This is a genomic window from Chryseobacterium sp. 2987 (genome assembly GCF_031456375.1).
GTDB classification, from domain to species: Bacteria; Bacteroidota; Bacteroidia; order Flavobacteriales; family Weeksellaceae; genus Chryseobacterium; species Chryseobacterium vaccae.
Map to the genome: position 1 here is coordinate 143,276 of NZ_JAVDUN010000006.1, position 26,610 is coordinate 169,885.

Here is a 26,610-nt window from a genome sequence, read left to right on the forward strand (position 1 = left end):
TTAATCATTGTGAACATGGTCTACTTTAAATATTTTCGTGAGATTATCCGTTACGTCTACCAAATGTTGGTTTGAACCCATCGCCATATCATTGTCTGTAGTCAATGTCAGGTTTTTGGTTCCGCTCAGAAACTGGTTAAGATCAGCCAGAACGTGGATAGATGGCTTGATCTGGTTGGTCACCCTGGCCGTAACGGGAAGGTTCAACGTAATTTCCCGGTAAAGATCAGGCGTATTGTTAGCCGCTACATTTCCCATATTTCCGGTGTGGTTCATAAATTCTTTATCTGCCGATGCATTTCCATATTTCCCTTCCAGCTTTACGAACACATACCCGGCAGCCCAGGACCACGACATTCCTTTCTGTTTAGCCCTATTCCAGAATTCTGCCTGCCCGTCCTGCCCCAGCAGATAAGCTTTCTGACTGAGCCCAAGTCCGAATTTTATTTTCTTATAATTATTTTTAGGAATACCGTTCAGATCCAGATAGATCACTCCTGCTTTGGCATCTGCCTGATCGATAATGAAAGCCCCTTTGTCCGGATTATTTTCGTTGTATTTGAATTCATTTCCATTTTCATCGATCAGACTGATATTACTGATGATATATTTCAATGTTGAAAATTTATGTTTCTGCCCTGCTGCAGAAGTCTGTACCGTTTGATCCAGCACAATATTTCCCAGATTATTAAACCCGTTTTCAAATTTTACCTGAATATTTCCTGCTAAAGAATCCTGAGGATCCTCGTCATCCCGATTTTGACACGATGTAAAAGCAGCCAGCGTAAAGGCTACAAAGAATAATGATAAAAATTTATAGATTTTCATTTTGATTTTTTAAGTTGAATTTTTGAAATAAAAGTAGTGCTGAATGTGCGAAAACATTCAGTTTTTTTGATTGACAAAAGACAAAAGATATTTTAACACTTATGCTATTTTAAGTGATGAAATAAGAGCAATTAAACTTTTGAAATAAAAACTTCTGTGATTTTTGCTGTTAGTCTTTCGAATAAAAATAAATAAAAACTTAAAAAACCGGTGGTCTGAAAATGTGTTTCAGAAACAGAAATGAATAGGCTTCTTCGTAGATGAAGCTAAAGTTGAAAAAAGGTATTTTTTCAGTGGTGATAACTTCCGTAATACCGGAAGGAATATAAGTATCGAGAATTTTCTGCCCTGAAGTTTTGGTTTTATTTAAAGGAGAAGAATCGGTATCGTTTGTTTTGGCAAGCTCTTTAGTGAGGTAACATTTTCCGTTACAGTGAACTTCCGGCCTGCTTTTATTGATACACAACACTTTTGAGATATAATCATAATTTACAGCATACTCCGCCAATGGGATCAGGGGTCTGAACACCATGTAAAGGGTAAGGAATATGCTGCAAATTAAATTCATTGATTATTTTTTGCTTACGGCTTCATCATATCTTCTGCTCACTTCTTTCCAGTTCAGCACGTTCCAGATTGCAGTAAGATAATCCGCTCTTTTGTTCTGATACTTCAGGTAATAAGCGTGTTCCCAGACATCAATTCCCAGGATTGGGGTTCCTTTTTCCTCAACAACATCCATCAAGGGATTATCCTGGTTAGGGGTTGAAGAAACGAATAGTTTCCCGCTTTTATCAACGGAAAGCCATGCCCATCCCGAACCAAAACGGTCAGCTCCTGCCTTGCTCATTTTTTCTTTAAAAGCGTCCAGGCTTCCAAAGGTTTCATTGATCGCTTTCAATAATTTAGCTGAAGGCTGCGTATTTTTTTCAGGGGTAAGAACCGTCCAGAAAAGTTCGTGGTTGTAGTGTCCTCCGGCATTATTTCTTACAGCAGGCGGAAGTTTGGAAACTCCCGACATGATCTGAAACAAAGTCTGTTTTTCCTGTGGAGTTCCTGCAATGGCTTTATTCAGGTTAGCAACATAAGCTGCTGCGTGTTTTGAATAATGGATCTCCATCGTCTGTGCATCAATATTTCCCTCCAGCGCGTTGTATGCATATGGCAAAGGGGTCTGCTTAAACTGGGCAAAAGCGAACTGAGCAGCCAATACTGCGCTTAAAGCCGCTATTTTCAAAATCTTCATAACGTTTTGTTTTTATGGTTGAACAAATTATTTTTTATTTGAGAAAGGAAGATGGAGGCTGGAAGAAGGAAGTTTTAATTAGTCTTCTTAATCAGAAATCATTAATCCTATCAAAAATTCCCTATCGTTTCCTCCTGTCTTACTACTTCAGCAGTTTTTTAATATCCTCAATTAATATTTCGCGGTCTGGGTGGTATTTTCCGTTAAGCTTTGGAGTTTTCCCTTCCGGATCTTCGTAATTCAGTCCTGAATAATACAGGATCGGCATATTGTCTTTATTGTACCTGCATCTGATGTTTCCTTCCTGATCTACAAGGGCAATCATTCCACTGTGATTCAGGCTTTCGCTCTCATCTTCTTTATCACCTACATAAATATTGAACTGATCTGCCAGCTTCCCGATATAATCCCGGTCTCCGGTTAGAAAATGCCAGTCGGGAGATTTTGCGCCTACACTTTTAGCATGTTTTTTTAACGCTTCAGGCGTATCGTTTTCCGGATCAATGCTTATGGATATGATCCCAAAGTCCGGACTGTTGATCTCGTCTTCAATAGCTCTCATATTCCGGTTCATTACCGGACAAATTGTAGGACATTTGCTGAAGAAAAACTCTACCAGATACACTTTTCCAAGCATATCTTTATTGGTGATCTTTTTATTATTTTGATCCGTCAGTTCAAAATCCGGAACCTTCATTACGGTATAAAGATTCTTTTTAAAATATCCCATTCCGACACCTATTCCTATAAAAAGTAAAGCCATTACAGCGATAGGAATAATCACTTTTGTTTTAGCTTTGGTTTCCGTCTTTTTATTCCTGGACATATTTCTGAGGATTTTTCTTAAACTCGTCTTTACAGTAGGTATTGCAAAAACCGTACGTTTTATTTTTATAGACTGTTGTATCTTTTAAAAATTCGGCTGTTTTCATATGGCAGACAGGGTCTTCAGCATTGACTACTTTTACATTTTTCAGGTTTTCTCCGGAAGTACTCATCGATTTTTTATGTTTTACTTTATGGGTTTCCTGAGCACACGAAAACAGGGATATTGACAGCAAAGCCGTCAAAATAATTTTTGATTTCATTTTAATCTTAAATTGAAATTAATGATAGGATGAATGAAGTCTTTTGATTTTAATACAAACCTGCTTTAATGGCATCAAATGCTGTCACAAGGCATTTCAGGATCTGTAAATTAAAATCAACTAAAAAATTAGTTTAAAAGAAAATCTAAACCAGCGGAGGATGAAATATTTTTGAAAAATATTCTGAAGTATGGAAACTATTGGAGTTTGAAATACTTTTCCCGGAGGAAATTAAATACCCCTGTATGGGATTAAAAGAAACAATATCATTGAAAATAAAAGCATCCAGTCCTGCAATTTTTATAGTTTGAGAATTATTAGACTGCTTTTCTGTTTTGGCCAGCTCTTTTTCAACATAACATTTTCCCTTACAGGTTGACTGGGGAATGCTCTTCTTTTCGCAAAGGTTCTTTACAATATAGTCGTAGTTTACAGCATAATTGACCAGTGGCAGAACAGGGCGCACTGCAATGGTAAAAATGATGAATATGGAAATAAAAAACCTCAACGATTCAGTTCTGTAGTACAAATATACTATTCAAAATTAGTTTATGCCTTATTCCTGATGAATGTCATTGATTAATTTTGGTTAAAATGGTTAAGGTGTATAGATTTTTTTGCCGCGAATGCACAATTTTTTTATCCATTATGGATTTGCGGATTAACTGTATAAGTTTTGGCTAAAGCCAATGGATTATTTTTTATTATTTAGGTGGACAAAAGTCTACCTCTATTGAATAAATTCTCCGGATTATCAGATGTGTATCAAGATTTTTTAGAAGTTTTATTTCCCATGGATTGTCCAGATTGCATGGATATTTTTAATACTCGCTGATTGGTCAGATGACGCAGATTTATTATTCTGAGATTAATAGACATCTTCGATTTTTAAAACTTTTGGGCTTTTTGTGGTTTAAAGAAAATCAGATAGATTATTGCGCTTAATTTTTGTTTTTATACGCAAAGGTTCATGTATAGGCAATATTGATTTTAAGGGAGCAAAGTGTAGAATCAACTCCGTTGATTCGATGAAGCGATGGATTGGCCTTCGGCCAATTCTAATTCTTACAATGAAGGATTATAATTCTAAAAACCTTTGCGGCTCTTTAGCGTTAGGTCAACAAAAAAACTACTTAATCAGCAAGAATATTTTTTCTAAACCTTATAGGTTTCAAAAACCTATAAGGTTTGAGACTATCTTATCAACAGAAATCATATATTGAGTTGTTTTAAAGCTGTAACTGCGTTATCCAAATTTCATCCTCTGAATTCTCACCGCATTTAAGATGGCCAGCAGAGCTACTCCTACATCTGCAAAAACAGCTTCCCACATGGTAGCCAGACCTCCAGCTCCTAAAACCAGAACGACAGCTTTTACAGCAAAGGCCAGGATAATGTTCTGCCATACGATCTTTTTCGTTTGCTTTCCGATATTAATTGCCATCGGTATTTTGCTGGGTTTATCATCTTGAATCACAACATCAGCGGTTTCAATGGTTGCATCGCTTCCCAGTCCACCCATTGCAATTCCTACATCACTTAGGGCCACTACAGGTGCATCATTCACACCATCTCCTACAAAGGCTACCGTTTGATTTTTAGCCTTGATCTCTTTTACTTTATTGACTTTATCTTCAGGCAGCAAATCTCCGAATGCACTATCTATACCCAACTGATCAGCGACATATTTTACGACTGTACTTTTATCGCCACTCAGCATGGTTGCTTTTACGTTCATTTTATGAAGGTTATCCACCGTTTCTTTGGCATCACTTTTTATACTGTCGGCAATGGTGATAAATCCTGCAAACTTTTTATCATAGGCTATGGCAATAACGGTGTAAACAATATTCGCATGGTTTACATCATAGCTGATATTGAATTTATCCATCAGCTTAAAATTTCCTACCAGCAGTTCTTTTCCTTCTATGGTTGCCTTTAAACCGTGTCCTGCTATTTCTTCAACATTGTTCATGGGAAGAGAGTGATCAATTTCTCCAACATAATTGTGAATGGCTGTAGCTACAGGGTGCGTGCTTTTGCTTTCCAGGGCATTTACCATTTTCAAGATCTGATCTTTATTGAATTCAGATGTAATATTTACTTCCTGCACTTTAAATACGCCTTCGGTCATGGTTCCGGTTTTATCCATTACCACATTCTGAATTTCTGCAATACTGTCTAAGAAATTACTTCCTTTAAACAAAATTCCGTTTCGGCTGGCGGCTCCGATTCCTCCGAAATATCCTAAAGGGATAGAGATCACAAGTGCACACGGGCAAGAGATTACAAGGAAAATTAATGCTCTGTACAGCCAGTCTCTGAACTGATAATCATCCACAAAGAAATAAGGCAGCAGACAGATTCCTATGGCCAGAAAAACAACGATCGGAGTATATACTTTTGCAAACTTTCTGATGAACAGCTCAGTTGGTGCTTTTTGCGCTGTAGCATTCTGCACCAGCTCGAGAATCCTGCTCAGTTTACTATCTTCATAGGCGGTATTTACTTTTACCAGAGCAATACTGTTCATATTGATCATTCCGGCCAGCACGGATTCTCCCTTATTTTTGGTATCCGGTTTACTTTCTCCTGTCAGGGCTGCGGTATTAAACGATGCCGAATCTGAGAGAAGTTCTCCGTCTAAAGCCAGTTTTTCTCCGGGTTTCAACTGAATAACGTCTCCTATTTTGGTTTCTTTAGCTTTAATAGTTTTCGGCTGATTATCTTCCATGATCGTCACCTCATCAGGACGCTGATCCAGCAATGCTTTTATATTTCCTTTTGCCCTGGATACGGCCATTCCCTGGAAAACTTCTCCTACGGAATAAAAAAGCATAACAGCCACCCCTTCGGGATATTCCCCGATCACAAAAGCACCTACTGTAGCGATTCCCATTAAGAAAAATTCAGAAAATACATCACCCTGAACTATACTTCTCCAGGCTTCTTTCAAGACAGGAAAGCCAACAGGCACATAAGCTGCCAGGTACCACACCAAACGTATCCAGCCTGTAAACCATTCTGTTTTGATATAATTATCCAGCGCTATTCCTATCAGCAAGAGTACGAACGATACTATCGCGGGAAGAAACATCTGAAAAACGGTTTTATCTCCCGTATCATGAGAGTGATCATGCCCATCTCCTTCTGAGTGATCGTGCTTATGTTGTTCTTTTTTTAGTTTTGTACTGCAACATTCTTCCATAACTGATATTTTGATGTAAAATTAAAGGTAAACCCAATGCAATGCTATTGCAAACTTTCAAGACAGCTTTCGCAGATTCCTTTGGCAAAAAGTCTTATTTCATCAATCCGGAAATTGGTCTGTATGTTTTCCGGAAATGAAATATCTTCCCTGCATGTGGTTTGTTTGCATATTTTACAATAGAAATGCAAGTGCCAGTCTTTGTGTGTTTTTTCATCACACTCATCGTGACAGAGTTTGTATTTTGTAGTTGTATTTTCCTGTATGCTGTGAACAATCCCTTTTTCTTCAAAGGTTTTTAAGGTTCTGTAGATGGTGGTTCTGTCAGCATTCTTAAAGTGGGATTCAATTTCAGAAAGGGAAAGTGCCATTTCCTGGCTGCTTAAAAAATCATAGACCAGAATCCTCATGCTGGTCGGCTTGGTATTTTTATCTATAAGTTTTGTTTCTATATCTTTTCTCATTTCTTAATCATTTTAAAGATGTATTTCCTGTTCTTCATAGCCTTCTTCTTCGATCTGAAAAGTGGTATGGCTAATTTTAAAATTCTCTGTTGTCACTTCTGTTAATCTCTTCAGTAACGGATTATGTCCGGTTACCTTATCCCTGACAATATGGGCACTCATCGCATTCACTCCTGAAGTAAGTGACCATACATGAAGATCATGGACATTTTCCACGCCTTCCGTATTTTCCAATGTTTTTCGCAATTCATGAATATCTACATCTTTCGGTGTTCCTTCCAGCAGTACGTTAACCGCTTCCTTCAGCAAACGCCATGTTCTTGGAAATATCAGAAGTCCAATTGCTGCAGAGATCAGCGGATCGGCATAATACCATCCTGTTGTCAGCATGATAGCTCCCGCAATCATTACGCCAATGGAAGTAAGCATATCTGAGAGTACTTCAAAGTAGGCGCCTTTCATGTTCAGGCTTCCCTCTGAATCTTTCCTTAGGATTATCATTCCGATAATATTGACTACCAATCCTATTCCGGCCACGATCAGCATTGAGCCGCTCTGCACTTCCGGCGGATTCTGAAACCTCTGATAGGCTTCATACAGCACATAGACAGAAATTCCCAAAAGCACCACAGCATTGATTACCGCAGCCAATATCTCAGTACGGTAATAGCCGAATGTTTTAACGGCATCTGCTTTCCGTTCACCAATTTTTATAGCGATGAATGCAAGAAATAAACCTACAACATCCGTCAGCATATGTGCCGCATCTGCAAGGAGTGCAAGACTTTGGGTAATAAATCCCCCAATGACCTCAGCTATCATATAGGTTCCGCTCAGGCACAGTACAATCAGCAGGTTTCTTTTGTGGCTGCTGGCTGGTGAAACGGTCTGTATTTTTGTTTCTTCCATGATCTTTGAGATTTTACAAGTTACATTTCGTAGTACAAAGGATTTTCTTTTTTGCCCGGCACATTCTGTTCTCCGATCATCTGCCTGATATTAGTTTCTATAGTCTGTGCCAGAGAGGTTACCGGGGTATCAACAGGTCTGTTTTCGAAAGGGTCCTGCATCATGATTGATGTTTTTTCGATGGCAATAAATACCACAGGGATCAGAAAGGTAATGACAATTTCTACGGCAAGCTGTGAGTCATCAAGCCCAAACGGGAGTACTGCTGCGAAAACATAGATCAGAGTATGCAGCAAAAGGCTATATGCCCTTGGAAAAACGGTATTTTTTAGTCTTTCGCATTTACCCATACTGTCACATAGCTTTGTCACCATATCGTTCACCTGCATCTGCTGAAAGTCTGTTAATCCTTTTGATGAAGCCGTTTCTCTAATTTGTTCTGAATGGGCATCTAAAAGTGCATTGGGAATATTCATTGCTTTTATCCGGTGTTCATTCAGATAATTATCAACTTTATCTGAAAAGGGGAGTTTTCTTAAAGACTCTCCCAGTGCGTAGGTCCAGATGATCTGTCTTTCTGCAAATTCTTTGACAATCTTTTCTTCTCCTTCCGGATAGAACTGTTTCACCAGTCTGATAAAAGTCCGGGAATCATTCACGATGGCTCCCCATACGGTTCTTGCTTCCCACCATCTTTCATAGGACTGGGAAGTCCGGAAGGCCAGCAACAAGGATACTGCTGTACCCAACAATGCCGGAATATTCAGAGGAAGTGAGATCTTCCGAAACCATGGCAGTAAATCCAGTAATCCAATAGACACCGCAAATATGGCCATGAATACAATCTGGGATCTTATTTCACGGATGAAATACCAGACGGATATTTTTTTATTTAAAAGCATAAATGAATGGTGTTTTTACAATCTTGATGATTCTGTTTTTTTTTGCTTCTTTTCCTCATCAGTTCTAATTTAAGCATAAAAACCGGGACTTTTTTACCTATAATTTTAAAATAGGTTATCATTTCCTAATGGCCGTGATCTCCGGAATTAGAAAGTTTTGCATTGATAAAAAAGGCTCCTTTCACCACTACTTTTGCATCTGCAGGAATATTGGAGACTGAAGTAATTGCTGTATAGCCCATATCTGAAGTTCCTTTGACCACTTCTACCTTTTCAAAATTCATATTTTTAGCCTTCTGTTCTGCGTGCTGTCCGGCTTCTGATTCATTTTTATGGGCATGGGCTGCTTCTCCTTCATCATGGCCGTGGCCGTGATCATCATGAGCTCCCTCTTCTGCATGTTCTTTTGCTATTTTATCTGTTTGTATAAAAATATAATACTTCCCGTCTGCTTCTACGATAGCTTCATTCGGCACTGCAGGGGTTGTATTTTTATCAAGGCTTACGATTCCTGTGATATTCATTCCGTCAATAAGTCCCATCTTATTTCCAGTTACAGCCGCATGTATGGAAACGGTTTTGCTTTCGTTTTCAAATGAGGAACCTACGCTGTAGATTTTTGCATCGTATTCAGTTTCCGGATTATTGGTCAGTTTGAAATGAACAATCTGCCCGATTCTCATTTTAGGAAGATCCCTTTCAAAAACCTGCAGGTCAAGATGAATTGAATTGTTATCGATAATCTCAGCTACCGGAGACGAAACATCCACATAACTTCCGATCTGGGCAGCGATACTGCTGACTGTGCCACTGATCGGTGCGGTGATTACCAATCCTGATCTCATGTTTCCATTGTTTACTTTTCCGGGGCTTATTCCCATCATCTGGAGCTGCCGTAAAAGGGAAGCTTTACGGGTTCTGAGTGTTCTGAGTTCAGCATCGGCACTCTGCAGGTTCTTTTTGGCTCCGGCATCGTTATCAAAAAGTTCTCTCTGACGTCTGTATTCCTGTTCTGCATAAGTAATCCTACTATTCGTGGTCAGATAATCTTCCTGTAGCTGAATAAATTCCGGGTTTGCGATGGTTGCTATTACCTGGCCTTTTTTAACGATGCTTCCTACCTGAACGTTCAGGGTTTTAATGACACCACCGTACAGTGAGGTTACTGTCGCTTTATTGTTATTCGGAACTCTTAGAAGGCCGTTGGCTTTAATGGTAGCGGTCAGCTCTTTCATTTCTATGGTTCCTAAGGTTATTCCAACTGATTTTATCTGCTCTTCTGTAAGGGCAGCAATAGTTTCAGAGCCTTCTTCATGCTTTTCTTCAGCCTGTTCGGTTTTAACTTCAGATTTTTCTGCCGGAGCTTCTTTTTTTCCACAGCTGATGACTAATAGGGCAATGACGCTAAGATATATGATATTGTGTTTTACTTTCATGTTATTTATTAATGATTGAATTAATGGTAACTACAGATTGGTTGACCTGCTGGATGGACTCTAAATATTTAAGCTGGATATTGGTGGCAGTCTGCAAGGCAAAGAGGTATTCCACATAAGATATTTCTCCTGTTTTATAGCCTAGCTGGGCTGCTTTTACAATTTTCTCTGCATTCGGAACAGCTTGTTCTATATAGTAGTCATACTGCTGTATATCCTGTTGATATTGACTAAATGCATTTTCAAGCTGTGCAGAAAGCTGCTGTTTCATCATACGAGCATTGGCTTCCGCGGCCTGCTTTTCATATTCTAAAGACTTCATCCTTGCCTTTGTTGCCCCAAAAGTTAATGGAATGGCAACTCCTACAGAGAATGAATTGAAGCGGTCTCCGGCATTGTAGAATTTTTCCTGACCGTTTTTGGTATGAAACCCAATCAATGACTGGCTTGTTAGTCCGAGGCTGAATTCAGGAAGTCCCTGTGCTTTTTCAACATTCTTATTTTTCTCTGCTATTTCCATTTCATTATAAAAAGCTTTCACTGCCGGATTATTGGCTACAGCTGTACTGTCGAGAATATTTTCGGCTTTTAAAGGCTCATAGCTGTTTTTGAAGGGGACTTCAAAATCATCCGGAGTATTCAGCAGGGTCTTTAAATTTTTATAGGCATTGTTCAGATAAACTTCATTCTGCTTAAGTAAGAGGTTGATTTCGCCTTTTTGAGTTTCGGCGGTATTAATTTCAATCTTTTTAATATCTCCTGCTTTGAACCTTACGGTAGCAATCCTGATGAAATCCTGGTAAAGACTGTCCAGGTTTTTCAGCTTTGACTGGTTGTACTGAAGATATTCAATCTGGTAGTAATATGTCCGTACCTGTTTCACCAGCTCATTGGCTGAAACTTCCCTATCGATCTGACGACTTTTTACGTTTTCATTAATCAGCTCTCTTCGTGCTTTAAAAAGTGTTGGAAAAGGAATGCTCTGCGAAATGGCAAATGACTGATCGAATTTCGGACTGTTGTATTGTCCCAGCTGCGCTTCAAAATTGAGTTTGGGAAGTTCTTTTGCTGTTCCTCTCAATGCTTCTGCAGATTGTATGCTGAGTGCTTTTGATTTTAAAGTCAGGTTATTTTCCGTTGCTATTTCTACCGCCAGTTCAACGGAGATCTGGCGGGTCTGTGCATTAAAAAACTGTCCGAACATCAAAAATCCAAATACGATCACCTTTACAGAAGGTTTGATTTTGAAGTTTCGTCCTGAAATCTTGCTATTAAAAATGATATAAAGCATCGGTAAGACGAATAAAGTAAGGAAGGTTGCGGTAACTAATCCACCGATCACTACGGTCGCCAGAGGTTTCTGTACTTCAGCTCCCGCTCCTGTGGAAATAGCCATCGGAAGGAATCCTAATGACGCGACAGTGGCCGTCATCAAAACGGGTCTCAGCCTGGTTTTGGTGCCTTCATATACTCTCTTCATCACATCGGTTTCTCCTTCTTTCTCCAGCTGGTTGAATGTTCCGATCAGAACGATCCCGTTAAGTACGGCAACTCCGAAAAGGGCAATAAATCCTATTCCTGCACTAATACTGAATGGCATATCTCTTAACAAAAGGGCGAATACACCTCCAATGGCACTCATCGGAATAGCGGTAAAGATCAAAGCAGCCTGCTTGAATGAACGGAACGTGAAATACAGCAGCATAAAGATCAGGAATAAGGAAACCGGAACGGCAATCATCAGACGCTTGCTTGCTTCCTGAAGATTCTCAAACTGACCTCCGTAGGTAAAGTAGTATCCTGAAGGCAGTTTAATTTCTTTATCCAGTTTTGCCTGAATATCTTTTACTACACTCTGTACATCACGGTCTTTTACATTAAAACCTATCACGATTCTTCTTTTCCCTTCTTCACGGCTGATCTGTGCCGGCCCCAGCTTATAACTGATATTAGCCACCTGAGACAATGGGATCTGTGCTCCTGAACCGGCTGAGATCATCAGATTATTCACATCATCGATATTAGTTCTGTGAAGGCTGTCGAGACGGACTACGAGATCAAAACGTCTTTCATTTTCAAAAACCTGACCTGCTGCTTTTCCTGCAAATGCTGTACTTACGGCGTTGTTTACATCTTCAATATTCAGTCCGTAGTTGGCCATTCTCGTTCTGTCGTATACCACATTGATCTGCGGAAGTCCGCTTACTCTCTCGATCTGTGGGGCTGTAGCTCCGTCAACCGTCTGAATGATCTTTCCTACTTTATCTGCATAGATGGAAAGGGAGTCTAAGTTTTCACCAAAAATTTTTACGGCAACGTCCTGTCTGATTCCTGTCATCAGCTCGTTGAAACGCATCTGGATCGGCTGGTTCTTTTCAAAGAAAACTCCCGGAATGGTTTCCAGTTTTTCGCTGATCTCATCTCCCAGTTCTTCATAAGATTTCTTCGATTTCCATTCGTTTTTTGGTTTCAAAACGATGATCATATCAGTAGCTTCGGGAGGCATGGGATCGGTAGGAACTTCGGCGGAACCGGTTTTTCCGACTACCATTTTCACCTCATCAAACTGTTTGATGATCCTTGAAGCCTGCATAGAGGTTTCTATACTCTGGCTCAATGAACTTCCCTGAGGAAGAATACAGTGGAAGGCATAATCTCCTTCCTGCAGCTGAGGAATAAATTCTCCACCCATATTTTTGAAAATAAAAGCGGTAATGACGAATATGAAAACAGTCGCTGAAACAATGATATATTTTACTTTGATGGCTCTCTGCAGCAATGGCTGATAGATCTTTTGCAGACGATTCATCATTTTATCTGAAAAAGTTTCTTTATGGGATATATTTTTAGACAAAAACAGGGCACTCATCATTGGAATATAGGTCAGTGAAAGGATCAATGCCCCTAAAATGGCAAATCCTACTGTTTTGGCCATCGGAGTAAACATTTTTCCTTCTACTCCCACTAGGGTAAGAATCGGGATGTAAACGATAAGGATGATAATCTCTCCAAATGCAGCACTGTTACGGATCTTGGATGCTGAAAGAAAAACTTCTTCATCCATTTCACTTTGGGTAAGTCTTCCTACGGATTTCCTAATTCCTAAATGATGCAGGGTTGCTTCCACAATAATCACGGCTCCGTCTACGATCAGACCGAAATCGATAGCTCCGAGACTCATTAAATTGGCACTCACACCAAATACATTCATCATTCCCAAAGCAAAAAGCAATGACAGCGGAATGGCAGAAGCTACAATAAGGCCTGCTCTGAAGTTTCCAAGAAAGACTACCAAAACGAAGATAACGATCAATGCGCCTTCAATAAGATTTTTTTCTACGGTATTGATGGCTCTTCCTACCAGATCTGTTCTGTCCAGGAACGGTTCTATCAACACATCATCGGGAAGGGATTTCTGAATGGTAGGAATTTTAGCTTTGATATTGCTTACGACTTCGTTACTGTTGGCACCTTTCAGCATCATAACAACGCCACCTACAGCGTCTACTTTTCCGTTATAGGTTAACGCACCATAGCGTACAGCACTTCCAAGCCGTACATCTGCCACATCTTTGATAAAGATCGGAACGCTTCCTGTTTCATTTTTTACAGCAATACTTTTAATATCGTCCAGAGATGTTACAAAACCGATTCCCCGGATAAAGTAAGCATTTGGTTTTTTATCAATATAAGCGCCTCCCGTATTCTGGTTGTTTTTTTCCAGAGCGGTAAAAATATCGGTGATGCTCACTCCCATTGCTTTCAGACGATCCGGATTAACAGCTACTTCATACTGTTTTAATTCTCCTCCAAAGCTGTTTACTTCTGCTACTCCCGGGGTTCCGTTAAGCTGCCTGCGAACGATCCAGTCCTGCATGGTACGGAGTTCTTTGGCATCGTATTTCTTTTCGCTTCCTTTTTTCGGATGGAGGATATACTGATAAACCTCTCCCAGTCCCGTACTTACGGGAGCCAGTTCGGGTGTTCCTACTCCTTTGGGGATTTCTTCTGCAGCCTGTTTCAGGCGCTCATTCACCAGCTGCCTGGCAAAGTAAACATCCACATTTTCTTTGAAAACAACGGTAATCACAGAAAGTCCGAACCTTGAGATACTTCTTGTTTCTTCTATATCCGGAACGTTGGCAATGCTCTGCTCAATAGGAAAGGTTACGAGCTGTTCTACTTCCTGTCCTGCCAGTGTAGGACAGACTGTGATAATCTGCACCTGATTGTTGGTAATATCCGGTACGGCATCTATGGGAAGTTTAGTAGCGCTCCACACTCCCCAGATAATCAGCAGCAAGGTCATGATACCAACAACGACCTTATTTTTGATACTGAATTTTATGATTTTATCTAACACAATGTATTTTAATTTTTATGAATAAATAACTGTACAGGAACGGTATTCCGGTACAAATATATCATGAAGGCCTCTGCAATGAAATTGCAAAGTTCATGTACTCAGAAAGCATGACTTCCTGATTATCAATAAAAATTAAATCTTGGGAGGCTGCCAGATGTGGTCATACACCTGATAAGCGAAATTGTTTTTCTGAAAAAGAATTTTCTTAGAGAAATAGGCCGGAATATGATCCGGAATTTTCAGCAGGGAATGCATTTTAAAAGCAGACACTGTGATCTGACAGCAGCTGCATGTACAAAGCGGTGAGCAAATATCTCCTTTGTCTTTGGAATGAGACTCCTCCATATTAAAGGTAAGCTTCACATCCTCTGAACCGGAAGGACGGTGCACATCTTCGCATGGCATGAGTGACAATGCCATAAAATAGAATGCTAATATCCATCTGAACAGGTTCATATCATACAAAGGTAAACATTTTTTATGAATGAGATTTTTAATTTCATTCTATTAAAGCAGATAATCAATGAAAATGATCCATCAATATATGAGTAAAACCTGTTCAAAAATTGTTCCGGATTGTATCAATAAAAATAATAGTTTTGTAATTGTATAAGCCCTATCTATCTTCACAAAAGGTATCATCAGCCCTTGTTGAGGAAAAAACACATTAATTGAATGGAAAATAATACCCCTATAAAAATAGCTGATCTGAAAATATTGTTTGAAATTTTTCTTTCAAAGCTAAACAGTCTGGACAACAACCAATCAATAACTCCGGATAAAGATCTATATTGGAATATACTTGATGAAGAATTATATGATCCTTATAAAGATCCTGTAGGTTTGACAATGGGAAGCCTTACAGATGATTGGGAATTTTTACAGAAAGTAATGAGTGGAGAAAGAGACATGATAGATTACGATCTTTATAAGCTGGCAGCGATACTGAGATGTTTGGGGAGTAAAGAAATTATTGCAAAAGAGTCTTCAAATTGATGAATTACATTTCAATAAAAAAGCCATCGCACTAAGCGATGGCTAAAAAAAATCAAATCTAATTATTACAGGTTAGGATTGTTCTCTATTTCCTTCTGCGGAATACTGAACAGATAATATTTGCTGTTCGGGACAAAAGAGCTTTGATCCGGGAAATTCAGGACTGAGTGCCCTCTTCCGTTGACCGTTTTTACCGTTCCGTCCGGAGTGGTTACCTGAACTTTGATCGGTTTTCCTTCATCATCCACAAAAGCTTTTCTTTCTACAGCTCCCTGGGTACGAATTACGTCTGAAAGGGAGAATCCTTCCCCGAATAATTCTTTTCTTCTTTCAATCAGGATGGCCTTTACCACTTCATTCTGGTCCAGCGATCCACTGTAAGGATTAGCGTGTCTTGCTGATTTCAGCTGGTTCAAAGCAGCTATGGCGTTAGTGATATTTCCGGCTCTGGCTTCTCCTTCCGCTTCAATCAGATACATTTCCGCCGCTCTCATCAGTACAATGTCTGCGATAAGATTGGCCTTGAATTTAAATTTAGCATATCTCAGCAGCCCTTCTCTTCCCGGAAGACCATCCCAGGAAAATAACTGTGATCTTATATCATTTGTGTCAAATAAATTTTTAAAATAAGGATCCGCCATAAAGCTGTAATAATAACTTCCTGAAGAAGATACATCCAGATAATGGAACGCATAACCTGCATCTGACTGTTCCTGGGTTTGTCCGTGGCCCCAGATCCATTCTCCATTGCTGATATCATTAAAGCCTTCCTTATATTTTTCAGGAGTCATTAGAGGGAAACCATTTCTTGCTGTTTTTGCCGCTTCAACAGCCTTACTCCACTCTCCTGTATTCAGGTAAGTTCTTGCCAGAAGACCATTGACTACGGATCTGTCGATTTTATCTTTGTTATTTCTGTTATAGTTTTTCAGCAGGTTATCAGCATCCGTCAGGTCACTTTTGATTAAAGTGTAGATTTCTTCAAGACTTGCTCTTTTCTTCGGAACGGAACTTATCGTTGAAGGTTCTGTATAGATCGGAGCTGTTAAAGCTGTTTTATCTTTAAGGTAGCTGAACTGGTAAAAGCTGGCCAGATTAAGATAACAAAATGCACGAAGTGCTTTGGCCTGCCCTTTCACCTGATCTTTTTTGGCTTGGCTTCCTTCTGTTCCATCAATACGGGTGATCACATTATTCATGTTGTTGATGGTGGAATACAGCATTGTCCAGATAAACTGCGGACGTCCTACGGTATTGTTCACCATTTCGGCAAAAGCGTAGGCCGTAGGAAATCCATATTTGTTAGTCAGCACCGCAACATCACTACCCATGGCATCGCTGGTTCTGAGTACCGTTGAATATCCAATGTTCGCAAACGTTGTTCCGTCATCATTAAATTTAGCCCAGGTTCCGTTGATGACAGTTTCTGCACTTTCAGCGGTTTTAAAAACTTCTGCACCATTAGCCTGATCCGTTGGAGCCGTTTCCAACTCACTTTCGCAGCTGGTAAGAGACCATACTGCGATAAGAGCAAAAGATAAATATTTTAATTTTTTCATTGTTTCAATTTTAAAAAGGTTAAAGCGTTGCCTGAAGACCGAAAGTTACCGTTCTCATGGCCGGATATCTGAAATAAGTCGTTCCGTCCAGTGATTGTTCAGGGTCAAGACCTTTATGTTTGTAGAAGGTCAGCAGGTTTTCTGCCTGGATATAAATTCTGAATTTCTTCAGTCCCAGTTTTTCAAAATAATCTGAAGGAAGTGTATAGCCCAGATTGACGTTTTTAAGCCTTGCATACGATCCGGAATACAAAAATCTTGAAGAACTTGAGTTCCAGTTATTTGTGGTTGTGCTTAATGAAGGAACATCCGTATAAGGGTTTTCCGGGGTCCATCTGTTTAGCATTTCAGTACTCCATGCCCTTCCGCCGGAACTTCCGTTATACATCAGGGAAGTATAATCCGTATCCAGGATCTTTCCTCCCAAACTAAAAGAAAGCAGTGCAGAGAAATCAAAGTTTTTATAGGCAATACTTGTGGTAACTCCTCCTGTTAATTTCGGCAATGCGGATCCCTGCGGGGTTTTGGTTGCTTTTCCATATTCTGAAGTCGTTCCGTCTATCGTATTTCCGTTTTCATCCTGATAAATATATCTCCACAACGGTTTTCCTGTACTTGGGTCTACTCCTTTCCATTCCTGAATAAAGAAGTCATAGATAGAACCGCCTTCCTGCATACGTTTTGTTCCGCTGATTACGGTTCCTTTAGGTAATTTCAGGATTTTATTCTTCAGGGTACTCAGATTCACATCAATATTCCATTCAAAATCATCATTTTTGATGGGTGTTGTGAAAAGTGAGAATTCAAAACCGGTATTCTGGATCGTTCCAATGTTGGCCGGGAAATCACTGATTCCCAAAGACGGAGCCGTCGGCATATTGAATAAAAGATCCTGGCTTTTTCGTTGAAAATACTCTACATTCCCTTTAACTCTGTTATTAAGAATGGCAAACTCAAGTCCGGCATTGAAATTAAGATTGGTTTCCCATTTCACGTCGTTCGTTGCCGTTTTGGTAAGAACCGTTCCGGGTTCCCCTAAGTTATTGTAAAACTTATACAGTTCCTGATAAGCATAAAGTGTTCCCAGTTTATCATTCCCCTGACCTCCGTAACTCGCACGTAAAGTCAGCTGGTTGAAGAAGTTCAGATCTTTGATAAAGTCTTCGTTGGAAGCTTTCCATGAAGCCCCTACCGACCAGAATTTCCCCCATCGGTTATCTCCGTAAAAACGGGACGAGGCGTCTGTTCTTGCTGAAGCTGAAAGGAAATACGTATTTTTAAAATCATACTCAGCTTTCCCTAAGAAGCTCAGTAATGTCAGTTTATCACTTTTCCCTGTAAAACTTCCTAACAAAGCTGCTGCACTTGGTTCATAATAATACGGCAGGGAAAACTGGCTTCTGGAACCGGAAATCGTCTGATAATCATATTTATAAAACTCCTGCCCTGCCAGAATATTGAAATGATGCTGTCCGAATTTCTTATCATACGTCAGGATATTACTCGTTGTATATGAAAGTGTTCTGGAATTTGAACGGCTCACTGAACCTCCTGTTTCTTTCCCCAATCCTAAAATGGGGTTGGTATAATAATGTCCGTTGTAGTTAACCAAATCTACCGAGAAGCTGGATTTAAATTTCAATTCCGGAAGGAAAGTAAAATCAAGAAAACCTTTTCCTGAAAAGTTATCTTCTCTGTTTTCATTTTTATCCAAAGGTAGTGTTGCTGCTAAATTCTGATTCTGAAGCGCATTACTTGGCCTGTATTTTCCGAAATCAAACACCCTTTCTCCATCAGCATTCAGTCTATAGCTTCCGTCTGGATTTCTTTCATAATACGGATAAAAAGAAGGAATTGTTCTTGCAGCCTGAATCACATTGCTTGATTTGGAATCTGAAGAAGTCGGAGCCTGCTGAATACTGTTGGTATAGCTTAAATTCACTCCTACATTCAGCCATTTTTTCACTTCTGAATTCAGTTTTAAACGCGTACTGTATTTTTTGAAACCGGATTGAATCGCAATTCCTTTATCATCCAGATACCCTAATGAAAAGAAATAATTGCTTTTATCACTTCCTCCGCTGACATCAAAATCAACCTGATTTCTGGAAGCCATTCTCTGAAGAACATCTCTCCAGTCATCATTCCATAAAGCTTTTGCACCCGGAAGAAGTTTACCGTCTGTTCCTACAGGATTGGGATATCCCAGTCCGTACGGATTAATCCCCAAAGAAGAAACGAGGTTATCTGACGCCATCTGTGCGGCCTGCTGAGAAGATATTTTATCAGATTTATATCCATTTCTCAATGCTTCCCAATGCAGCTGGAAATATTGATCTGTACTCACCTGTTCATAATCTTTAACGGCTCTTCCGGAAAATCCCTGGCTGATATTGAAGTTGATTTTCGCTTCTCCTTTTTTACCGGATTTAGTCGTAATGATAATGATTCCGTTGGCACCTCTTGATCCATACAAAGCACTTGCTGTAGCATCTTTCAATACACTGATGGATTCAATATCATTCGGGCTGATGGAATTGATATTTCCATCAAAAGGAATTCCGTCTACCACAAAAAGCGGATCACTGGAAGCACTTACGGAACCAATCCCCCGTATTCTAATTGAGGCCGTAGAACCCGGCTGCCCTGAAGCACTTGCCGCCTGAATTCCCGGAACCTGTCCTTCCAGTGCTTTTGTAATATTGTTTACAGGTCTGTTGTTGATCTTGTCACTTGAAATGGTAGCTACAGATCCGGTATAACTGTTTCTTTTCGCTTTACCATAAGCCACGACCACTACTTCATCAATTTCTTTTTCGCGGATCGTATCTTTTTTCGGTTTGGCTTCCTGTGCGTTTACACTGACAACCCCTAAGAAAAATACAGCAACGGGAGGAATCCAAATTTTAGATTTAATTAAACTTTTACCAATCATAATCAATTTTATTTATCATATATTAAAATTTTGCCCTTTGCAGAAAAGTCAGCAAAGGGCATCGAAAAATACGATTAACCAATTGCTTATTTTTCCTTTAAAGGCTGAATGTAACACCTTGCACCGGGGCAGGTTGTTAAGACTTCACAGGGTCAGTTCCCTCCATCTTTCTTTATAAGCCGATCGAAATATGACTGCAAATCTAAAAACAATTAGTCCACAAAACAAGTAGACTTATGAATTTTTAATGAAAAATTTTCAAAAATTAACTTAATTTTTAGCTAAAACCTGTTACAGCAAAGCATTACATCATTATCAAATTCACAAACATGATAAATATCATTATCAATAATTCAAAAAAGAAAACATGAATGAAGAAAAAAAAATAGTTCGTCAAATGAACTAAACTTTATACATTTATAGAATGAAAGTTTTAATCGTAAACGGACCCAATCTGAATCTTCTGGGCACAAGAGAACCTGAAATCTATGGAAGCATTTCTATGGAAACCTGCTTTACAGAACTGAAAAATGAGTTTTCATCCCACAAACTGGATTATTACCAATCTAATATTGAAGGGGAAATCATCAACAGGCTGCAGGAAGATGATTTTGATGCGCTGGTGATCAATCCGGGAGCTTATACTCATTATTCCTATGCAATCGCAGACTGTTTAAAGAATATCAGGAAGCCAAAAATAGAAGTGCATATCAGCAATATCTATAAACGGGAAGAGTTTCGCCAGAAATCTGTAACCGCAGCTCATTGTGATGCAGTATTGTCCGGATTTGGAATGGATGGTTACAGATTAGCCATTTTAAGCTTAAAATAATACTGAATGTATTATTTTGCTCGCTAATTACACAGATTTTTTTAGTGTTGGTATACGCAAAGTCGCTAAAATATTTTTATGCTGCATTAATAAGGCGCAATGATTTTATCTCCGATAAAATTTGAACCCATACTATTTTCATTCCAAAAAACTTGTTGAAAATCTTGGATTTTCTAGCGCCTTAAAAGCAGCCTGATGATTTAAAATCTTAACGCATTGCATTTTTCAACCTAGTTATAATGTAAACCACATAAAAAAGCCCCATCAATGATGAGGCTTTAATTATAATATATTTTAAATTATATTAGATCGTCTGTTCCTGAAGCTGAGGTCCTGAAGCGATTAACTTTCTTCCTTCTTCAGTATCACAATACTGCTCAAAGTTTTTGATATATCTTCCAGCAAGATCTTTTGCTTTTTCTTCCCATTCTGAAGCGTTGCTGTATGTTTCTCTAGGATCAAGGATTCCTTCGGAAACATTTGGAAGCTGAGTTGGAATTTCAAGGTTCATAATAGGAACTCTTGTTTTAGGCGCACTATCAATAGAACCATCGATGATCGCATCAATAATTGCTCTTGTATCTTTCAGAGAGATTCTGTTTCCTGTTCCGTTCCATCCTGTATTAACAAGGTAAGCTTTTGCTCCATGTTCTTTCATTTTACCGATCAGTGTCTTAGAATACATCGTCGGGTGAAGGGTAAGGAATGCTTCTCCGAATGCAGGAGAGAAAGACGGCTGAGGTTCAGTAATTCCTCTTTCTGTTCCGGCTAACTTGGAAGTATATCCGCAAAGGAAGTGGTACTGTGCCTGATTATCATCTAAGATGGAAACCGGAGGAAGTACTCCGAACGCATCTGCAGAAAGATAAACGATCTTTTTAGCATGTCCTGCTTTTGAAGGAAGGACAATTTTATTGATATGATAAATAGGATAAGATACTCTTGTATTTTCAGTGATAGATCCGTCTTTATAATCTGCAACACCGTTATTTACCACTACATTTTCTAAAAGTGCATCTCTCTTGATTGCTCTGAAAATATCTGGTTCTTTTTCTTCTGAAAGATCAATTACTTTAGCATAGCATCCACCTTCGTAGTTGAATACTCCGTTGTTATCCCAACCGTGCTCATCGTCACCGATAAGGTATCTTTTAGGATCAGCAGATAAAGTCGTTTTACCTGTTCCTGAAAGACCGAAGAAAAGAGCTACATCTCCTTCTTCACCTACGTTTGCAGAACAGTGCATAGATGCCATACCTTTTAATGGAAGATAGTAATTCATCATAGCAAACATTCCTTTCTTCATTTCACCACCGTACCAAGTACCACCGATAATCTGAAGTTTTTCCGTAAGATTGAACATGATGAAGTTTTCAGAGTTTAATCCCTGAGCTTCCCAGTTCGGGTTGGTTGTTTTGGAACCGTTGATTACTGTGAAATCAGGCTCTCCGAAGTTCTCAAGCTCGTAGTGAGACGGACGGATGAACATATTTGTAACGAAATGGGCCTGCCACGCTACTTCAACGATGAACCTTACTTTTAGTCTTGTATCTGCGTTGGTTCCGCAAAAAGCATCAACAACATAGATTTTCTTAGCTTCAGCAAGCTGGTTCAGCACTAATCCTTTACAAGAGTCAAAAATTACTGCTGTTGTAGGAAGATTTACTTTTCCGTCCCAGAAAATCGTATCTCTTGTAACATCATCCTGAACAATATATCTGTCTTTAGGTGAACGACCTGTGAAAATACCTGTTTTTACCGATACTGCACCTGATTCCGTAAGCTCAGCTTTCTCAAAGCCTTGATTTTCAGGAGATACTTCAGCCTGATATAATTCCTCATAAGAAGGGTTATATACCACCTCGTAATTTCCTTTAATCCCTAATTTTTCTAAATCCTGGATGATTTTAGCGTGTTTCATTTTACTTATATTTTCTATTTCTTTATTGGGTTCAACAAAATTAATATTAATTATTTGTTAAAGGTGGTTTAAATATAATGATATAAGTCAGAATGACAAATAAAAAAACAGGATTATAAATTACTGATTACGAGTTTATTATTTCAGGCCATTCAAAAACACGGGTGAAACCTTTTCCCCAAAAATAGTCCTTAAAGCCTTCAAATTTGGCGCTCATTACAAAATCTCCGCCCCAAGCCCCTAAACTTTTAACAAAAACCGGGCAATCTGCGAAAAATTTCTCTTTAACTGTAGGAATTCCAATGAAATCGGAAATTTTATGCTCATGAATCATCATCAGTTCAGAAAAATTTTCCAATTCATTGCATAATAAAACTTTTTTTGTTAAATCCGAAAATTCACGAATCATTTCCGGAGACTTTATTTTTGATTTGTAAAGATTAATTCCTTCGCGGCTATCCTGCTTCTGATTTAAATGAATAAAAATAAGCTCATTTTTGAAGGAAGGGCTGAATTCTGTTTTTTCATACCAGATTTCCGGCTTACTTTTAAACAAAACAGCTGATTTCTCTTTGGCCACCGCAATATCATATCCGCTTCCTCCAAGACTGATACTGTTTAGGTGAAAAGGATCAATTCCGGACCATTCGGCAAGGTTGTTCATTAATGTTGAACTGCTTCCTAATCCGTAATCTGCGGGAAACTGAAGGTTGGTCTTTAAATAATAAGAAAAATTGCTCTTGAACCGGGTTTCAGAAAGCTGCTGAACATTTTTAAGGGTGTTAAGAATAAATTCAGCGGCAGAAGGCAGATTCGTTTCGAGGATCTTCCAGTTTTTATAATTGATGACTGCTTTCAGCCATAATTTGTTCTGATGATAAGCTTCCCATAAAACAAGGGAATTTTCATCATCTTTTTCTTCAAAAAAAAACTCTTGTCCCAGCAGCGTTGGTACTGCCAGAACAAGAGCTCCGTCTATTGCGAAATATTCTGAAGTAAGCATAAGCTTTCCCGGTGAAAATATTTCGCCCATATGATTTTAATTAGATTGCTGAAGCCACTTCCACAGACGCATCAATTTTCTTGATCAATCCCTGAAGTGTTTTTCCCGGACCTACTTCCACAAAATTAGAAGCACCGTCTTTGATCATGTTCTGAACAGACTGCGTCCATTTCACAGGCCCCGTAAGCTGAGCGATCAGGTTTTGCTTGATCTCATCAGGATTGGTAATCGCTGTAGTGGTAATATTCTGATAAACCGGTATGGTTGCTTTTCTGAATTTTGTTTTTTCAATAGCAGCTGCCAGTCTTTCCTGTGCCGGCTGCATTAATGGTGAATGGAATGCTCCGTTTACAGGAAGTAATAATGCTCTTCTTGCACCAGCTTCTTTAAGTTTTGCACAAGCTTCTTCCACTGCCGGAGTCTCCCCTGAAATAACAAGCTGACCAGGACAGTTATAGTTAGCAGGTACTACGATCCCATTGATCGAAGCACAAATTTCCTCAACTTCAGCATCTTCAAGACCTAAAATTGCTGCCATAGAGCTTGGATTGGCATCACAGGCTTCCTGCATTGCTTTTGCTCTCTCGGAAACTAATTTCAGTCCATCATCAAAAGATAAAACTCCATTGGCAACCAATGCTGAAAATTCTCCTAGAGAATGTCCTGCAACCATCTCAGCTCCAAGACCATTTACCGCTTTTAAAGCAGCTACTGAATGTATAAATATAGAAGGCTGGGTAACCTCTGTTTTCTTAAGATCTCCATCTGTTCCGTTAAACATAATGGAAAGAATGTCGAAACCTAAGATTTCATTGGCAGATTCCATAAGATCTTTGATATCTTTTCTGGAATCATACAATTCTTTTCCCATTCCGACAAACTGAGAACCCTGCCCAGGAAATACAAGTGCTTTCATGTATTGAATTAAATATTATGCAAATATAAATATAATGTTAAAATAATTCTGTTAAAGAAACATAAATCATTTATGGTACCAATCGGATGACACGGTAACCTGTATTTACATACGCTCCGTTTGCTTTAGATTTTACAAATTCGAACTTGGTAGCCAGCTGAGTCTGTACTTTGTTCATCTGTTTAAAGATCTCTCCTTTTTTGTTTTCTCTCGTCAGCATATCATTGACTACATCAAAACCTACAACAGCATATTTAGGAGGCGTCTTACAATATTTTGTTTTATACGCTGCCAGAATTTCCTTTTCAAAATTCCCGTCGGTATTGATTTTTCTGTCCATCAAATATACAAGGCTTGCCTGGCTTAACTCGTCAACTTTCTTTTCAAAAACCGGAGAATAATACATACTGAATGCTTTTACCCCCTGAACTTCTTTGGAAAGACTGATCATTTTAGTTGCAAAAGCATCTCCTGCCGCATCTGCATCACTTGCTAAAATAGCGATAACCGGTGCAGACTGTCCTGTCATCATATTCTGATCCAACTGGATATCTGCAGGAGAATTCACGATGATAACATTTGGATTTTTAACGGCTTTTTCAAGCCCGCCTTTGATGTAGCCTGCAATTTCTTTTTTGCTGTCAGCAACAACATATATTTTCTGATCTGAATAAACAGATTTAACTTCTTCTACAATTTTATCAGCATACGTCTGGTCATTGGTTTCTACAATGATCAGGTTGCTGTAGTTGTACAGTTCCGGTGAGTTGGCAAATGGTGCAACGATAGGAATTTTTTGATTTTTAGTAAAATCAAGAACATCAATTACGTTGGATTTAAAGAACGGACCTATAATAAGGTCGGTATTCTCCGGGTTGATCTGCGTTAGTGAATTTCTGAATGACGCCTCATTTCCTGAATCCACGATTTTGATGTCCAGCTTTTGTCCTCCTCTGGCATTTCTCTCAATAGCAAGTTTAGCTCCTGTAAGGAAATCCATAGCCATTCCTCTGTACTGGGTTTCATTGGTACTGTATCCAAATGGAAGCATTAATACTACACTTAGAGCATCTCCATTTTTCTTTACGTAAGCAGGATCTTGTTTTTTGATTTTTAACACCATTCCTGCTTTCAGTCCGTGGGAAAGATCAGGATTAAGTGCAATCAGCTCATCAATGGAAATTCCAAACTTGTTGACAATTGAGAAAACGGTGTCTCCCTGTAGTACAGTATAGGTAACATAATCATCAGCTGCGGCAACAGATCCGGCTGAAGATCTTTCATTCCCTGAGTCTATTTTTGTTTTCGGATTCACTGCTTCTGAAGCGGTTTCCGTATTTGATTTTTTAATATTAATGGTTTCACCAGGTTTCAGACCTTTTTCTTCTAATCCAGGATTTAAAGCAAAAAGTTCCTGTTGGCTGACTCCAAACTGTTTTGAAATTCTGTAATAATTATCTTTTGGCTGAATAACATAAGTCCCTTTCTCTGAAGAACCTGTAGTTACTGGTGTTTCTGCTGGTGCCTCGACAGGTTTAACCACCACAGGAGCAGTCTGCTGCCCTCCGCCATATTTCTTTATACTCTCAAGAGGTAGTGTAATTTCGTCACCAATCTTCATATGAGAGTCCAATTCAGGATTCAGTTTTCGAAGATCTGTTTCAGAAATGCGGTATTGCTTTGCAATTCCATAAACGGTTTGTTTTGGCTGTAATACAATTTTACCTAGTGATTGCCCCGTATTCGGTTTTGCTTTTTCAACAGAAACAGGTTTAGAAACCGGAGTTGTATGTTTTTCAGCTTTTACTGTAAGAACATCACCAATAGCCAGTTTCCCATCTTTGAATTTTGGATTCAGCTTTAACAATTCGTCTACAGTTATCCCGTACTTTTTAGCGATATTGTAAGGATTATCTCCTTTGGCAACGGTGTGTGAATTTTGAGCAGACACCCCCAAAACCATACATAAACTGGACAGAATAAAAAACCTCTTTATCATAT

General features: G+C 39.0%; 21 protein-coding genes and 1 riboswitch. Of the genes, 2 read left to right on the forward strand and 19 right to left on the reverse strand.

The genetic code is table 11. From position 1 onward, the window contains the following. From J2Y40_RS18315 to J2Y40_RS18375, 13 genes are all read right to left on the reverse strand, one after another. A complete protein-coding gene (locus J2Y40_RS18315) occupies positions 1-828 on the reverse strand; it encodes an MbnP family protein (RefSeq protein WP_153397542.1) in 828 nt (275 codons plus the stop codon). A gap of 199 nt (positions 829-1,027) precedes the next feature. Beyond that, positions 1,028-1,396 (reverse strand): hypothetical protein, encoded by a 369-nt coding sequence (locus J2Y40_RS18320; RefSeq protein ID WP_153397540.1) that lies wholly within the window; start codon positions 1,394-1,396, stop codon positions 1,028-1,030. A 3-nt stretch (positions 1,397-1,399) separates the two neighbouring features. Continuing rightward, positions 1,400-2,074, reverse strand: coding sequence for a superoxide dismutase (locus tag J2Y40_RS18325; protein WP_153397538.1), 675 nt, complete (start codon positions 2,072-2,074; stop codon positions 1,400-1,402). A gap of 142 nt (positions 2,075-2,216) precedes the next feature. Continuing rightward, complete coding sequence (locus tag J2Y40_RS18330) at positions 2,217-2,900, reverse strand: SCO family protein (protein ID WP_310000624.1); 684 nt, start codon at positions 2,898-2,900, stop codon at positions 2,217-2,219. Next, on the reverse strand, positions 2,887-3,162 hold the full coding sequence (locus J2Y40_RS18335; RefSeq protein ID WP_153397534.1) for a YHS domain-containing protein: 276 nt from the start codon (positions 3,160-3,162) through the stop codon (positions 2,887-2,889). The genes J2Y40_RS18330 and J2Y40_RS18335 overlap by 14 nt, the downstream gene beginning before the upstream one ends. Positions 3,163-3,307: 145 nt before the next feature. Next, entirely contained in the window at positions 3,308-3,691 is a 384-nt protein-coding gene (locus J2Y40_RS18340) for a hypothetical protein (RefSeq protein WP_231128719.1), read from the reverse strand. 717 nt (positions 3,692-4,408) lie between these two features. After that, positions 4,409-6,370 carry a heavy metal translocating P-type ATPase gene (locus J2Y40_RS18345; protein WP_310000626.1) on the reverse strand — a complete coding sequence of 654 codons (1,962 nt, stop codon included), beginning with the start codon at positions 6,368-6,370 and terminating at the stop codon, positions 4,409-4,411. 44 nt (positions 6,371-6,414) lie between these two features. Beyond that, entirely contained in the window at positions 6,415-6,834 is a 420-nt protein-coding gene (locus tag J2Y40_RS18350) for a Fur family transcriptional regulator (protein ID WP_153397531.1), read from the reverse strand. Positions 6,835-6,846: 12 nt separating this feature from the next. Further along, positions 6,847-7,743 (reverse strand): cation diffusion facilitator family transporter, encoded by an 897-nt coding sequence (locus J2Y40_RS18355; RefSeq protein WP_153397529.1) that lies wholly within the window; start codon positions 7,741-7,743, stop codon positions 6,847-6,849. A gap of 20 nt (positions 7,744-7,763) precedes the next feature. Beyond that, complete coding sequence (locus J2Y40_RS18360; RefSeq protein ID WP_153397527.1) at positions 7,764-8,645, reverse strand: bestrophin family protein; 882 nt, start codon at positions 8,643-8,645, stop codon at positions 7,764-7,766. A gap of 125 nt (positions 8,646-8,770) precedes the next feature. After that, positions 8,771-10,081, reverse strand: a complete 1,311-nt coding sequence (locus J2Y40_RS18365) for an efflux RND transporter periplasmic adaptor subunit (protein WP_310000629.1) — start codon at positions 10,079-10,081, stop codon at positions 8,771-8,773. A gap of 1 nt (position 10,082) precedes the next feature. Continuing rightward, entirely contained in the window at positions 10,083-14,444 is a 4,362-nt protein-coding gene (locus tag J2Y40_RS18370) for a CusA/CzcA family heavy metal efflux RND transporter (protein ID WP_310000631.1), read from the reverse strand. A 135-nt stretch (positions 14,445-14,579) separates the two neighbouring features. Next, positions 14,580-14,903 (reverse strand): DUF6660 family protein, encoded by a 324-nt coding sequence (locus J2Y40_RS18375; protein ID WP_153399961.1) that lies wholly within the window; start codon positions 14,901-14,903, stop codon positions 14,580-14,582. Positions 14,904-15,122: 219 nt separating this feature from the next. Between J2Y40_RS18375 and J2Y40_RS18380 the strand changes: the two genes are divergently transcribed. Next, entirely contained in the window at positions 15,123-15,443 is a 321-nt protein-coding gene (locus tag J2Y40_RS18380) for a hypothetical protein (protein WP_310000633.1), read from the forward strand. A gap of 65 nt (positions 15,444-15,508) precedes the next feature. Here J2Y40_RS18380 and J2Y40_RS18385 read toward each other — a convergent pair whose 3' ends face one another. Beyond that, a complete protein-coding gene (locus J2Y40_RS18385) occupies positions 15,509-17,002 on the reverse strand; it encodes a RagB/SusD family nutrient uptake outer membrane protein (protein ID WP_310000634.1) in 1,494 nt (497 codons plus the stop codon). 19 nt (positions 17,003-17,021) lie between these two features. Further along, positions 17,022-19,937, reverse strand: coding sequence for a TonB-dependent receptor (locus J2Y40_RS18390; protein ID WP_310000635.1), 2,916 nt, complete (start codon positions 19,935-19,937; stop codon positions 17,022-17,024). Positions 19,938-20,020: 83 nt separating this feature from the next. Continuing rightward, positions 20,021-20,118: riboswitch (SAM riboswitch) on the reverse strand. A gap of 243 nt (positions 20,119-20,361) precedes the next feature. Here J2Y40_RS18390 and J2Y40_RS18395 point away from each other — a divergent pair. After that, entirely contained in the window at positions 20,362-20,769 is a 408-nt protein-coding gene (locus J2Y40_RS18395; protein ID WP_153397515.1) for a type II 3-dehydroquinate dehydratase, read from the forward strand. Positions 20,770-21,073: 304 nt separating this feature from the next. On the opposite strand, the gene pckA is transcribed toward J2Y40_RS18395, so the two are convergent. From pckA to J2Y40_RS18415, 4 genes are all read right to left on the reverse strand, one after another. Next, positions 21,074-22,690, reverse strand: a complete 1,617-nt coding sequence (gene pckA, locus J2Y40_RS18400; RefSeq protein WP_310000637.1) for a phosphoenolpyruvate carboxykinase (ATP) — start codon at positions 22,688-22,690, stop codon at positions 21,074-21,076. A gap of 127 nt (positions 22,691-22,817) precedes the next feature. Beyond that, on the reverse strand, positions 22,818-23,723 hold the full coding sequence (locus J2Y40_RS18405; protein WP_153397510.1) for a GYDIA family GHMP kinase: 906 nt from the start codon (positions 23,721-23,723) through the stop codon (positions 22,818-22,820). A 10-nt stretch (positions 23,724-23,733) separates the two neighbouring features. Continuing rightward, complete coding sequence (fabD, locus tag J2Y40_RS18410) at positions 23,734-24,609, reverse strand: ACP S-malonyltransferase (RefSeq protein WP_153397508.1); 876 nt, start codon at positions 24,607-24,609, stop codon at positions 23,734-23,736. 70 nt (positions 24,610-24,679) lie between these two features. After that, a complete protein-coding gene (locus tag J2Y40_RS18415) occupies positions 24,680-26,608 on the reverse strand; it encodes a LysM peptidoglycan-binding domain-containing protein (protein WP_310000639.1) in 1,929 nt (642 codons plus the stop codon). Between the last annotated feature and the right edge of the window lie 2 nt (positions 26,609-26,610).

Bases quoted from the DNA above. Each gene is read 5' to 3' on its own strand.
- J2Y40_RS18380 (WP_310000633.1), top strand. From the start codon at position 15,123: ATGGAAAATAATACCCCTATAAAAATAGCTGATCTGAAAATATTGTTT.
- J2Y40_RS18385 (WP_310000634.1), bottom strand. From the start codon at position 17,002: ATGAAAAAATTAAAATATTTATCTTTTGCTCTTATCGCAGTATGGTCT.
- J2Y40_RS18345 (WP_310000626.1), bottom strand. From the start codon at position 6,370: ATGGAAGAATGTTGCAGTACAAAACTAAAAAAAGAACAACATAAGCAC.
- J2Y40_RS18355 (WP_153397529.1), bottom strand. From the start codon at position 7,743: ATGGAAGAAACAAAAATACAGACCGTTTCACCAGCCAGCAGCCACAAA.
- J2Y40_RS18350 (WP_153397531.1), bottom strand. From the start codon at position 6,834: ATGAGAAAAGATATAGAAACAAAACTTATAGATAAAAATACCAAGCCG.
- J2Y40_RS18415 (WP_310000639.1), bottom strand. From the start codon at position 26,608: ATGATAAAGAGGTTTTTTATTCTGTCCAGTTTATGTATGGTTTTGGGG.
- pckA (WP_310000637.1), bottom strand. From the start codon at position 22,690: ATGAAACACGCTAAAATCATCCAGGATTTAGAAAAATTAGGGATTAAA.
- J2Y40_RS18365 (WP_310000629.1), bottom strand. From the start codon at position 10,081: ATGAAAGTAAAACACAATATCATATATCTTAGCGTCATTGCCCTATTA.
- J2Y40_RS18360 (WP_153397527.1), bottom strand. From the start codon at position 8,645: ATGCTTTTAAATAAAAAAATATCCGTCTGGTATTTCATCCGTGAAATA.
- J2Y40_RS18390 (WP_310000635.1), bottom strand. From the start codon at position 19,937: ATGATTGGTAAAAGTTTAATTAAATCTAAAATTTGGATTCCTCCCGTT.
- J2Y40_RS18315 (WP_153397542.1), bottom strand. From the start codon at position 828: ATGAAAATCTATAAATTTTTATCATTATTCTTTGTAGCCTTTACGCTG.
- J2Y40_RS18395 (WP_153397515.1), top strand. From the start codon at position 20,362: ATGAAAGTTTTAATCGTAAACGGACCCAATCTGAATCTTCTGGGCACA.
- J2Y40_RS18335 (WP_153397534.1), bottom strand. From the start codon at position 3,162: ATGAAATCAAAAATTATTTTGACGGCTTTGCTGTCAATATCCCTGTTT.
- J2Y40_RS18405 (WP_153397510.1), bottom strand. From the start codon at position 23,723: ATGGGCGAAATATTTTCACCGGGAAAGCTTATGCTTACTTCAGAATAT.
- J2Y40_RS18320 (WP_153397540.1), bottom strand. From the start codon at position 1,396: ATGAATTTAATTTGCAGCATATTCCTTACCCTTTACATGGTGTTCAGA.
- J2Y40_RS18330 (WP_310000624.1), bottom strand. From the start codon at position 2,900: ATGTCCAGGAATAAAAAGACGGAAACCAAAGCTAAAACAAAAGTGATT.
- J2Y40_RS18325 (WP_153397538.1), bottom strand. From the start codon at position 2,074: ATGAAGATTTTGAAAATAGCGGCTTTAAGCGCAGTATTGGCTGCTCAG.
- J2Y40_RS18375 (WP_153399961.1), bottom strand. From the start codon at position 14,903: ATGAACCTGTTCAGATGGATATTAGCATTCTATTTTATGGCATTGTCA.
- fabD (WP_153397508.1), bottom strand. From the start codon at position 24,609: ATGAAAGCACTTGTATTTCCTGGGCAGGGTTCTCAGTTTGTCGGAATG.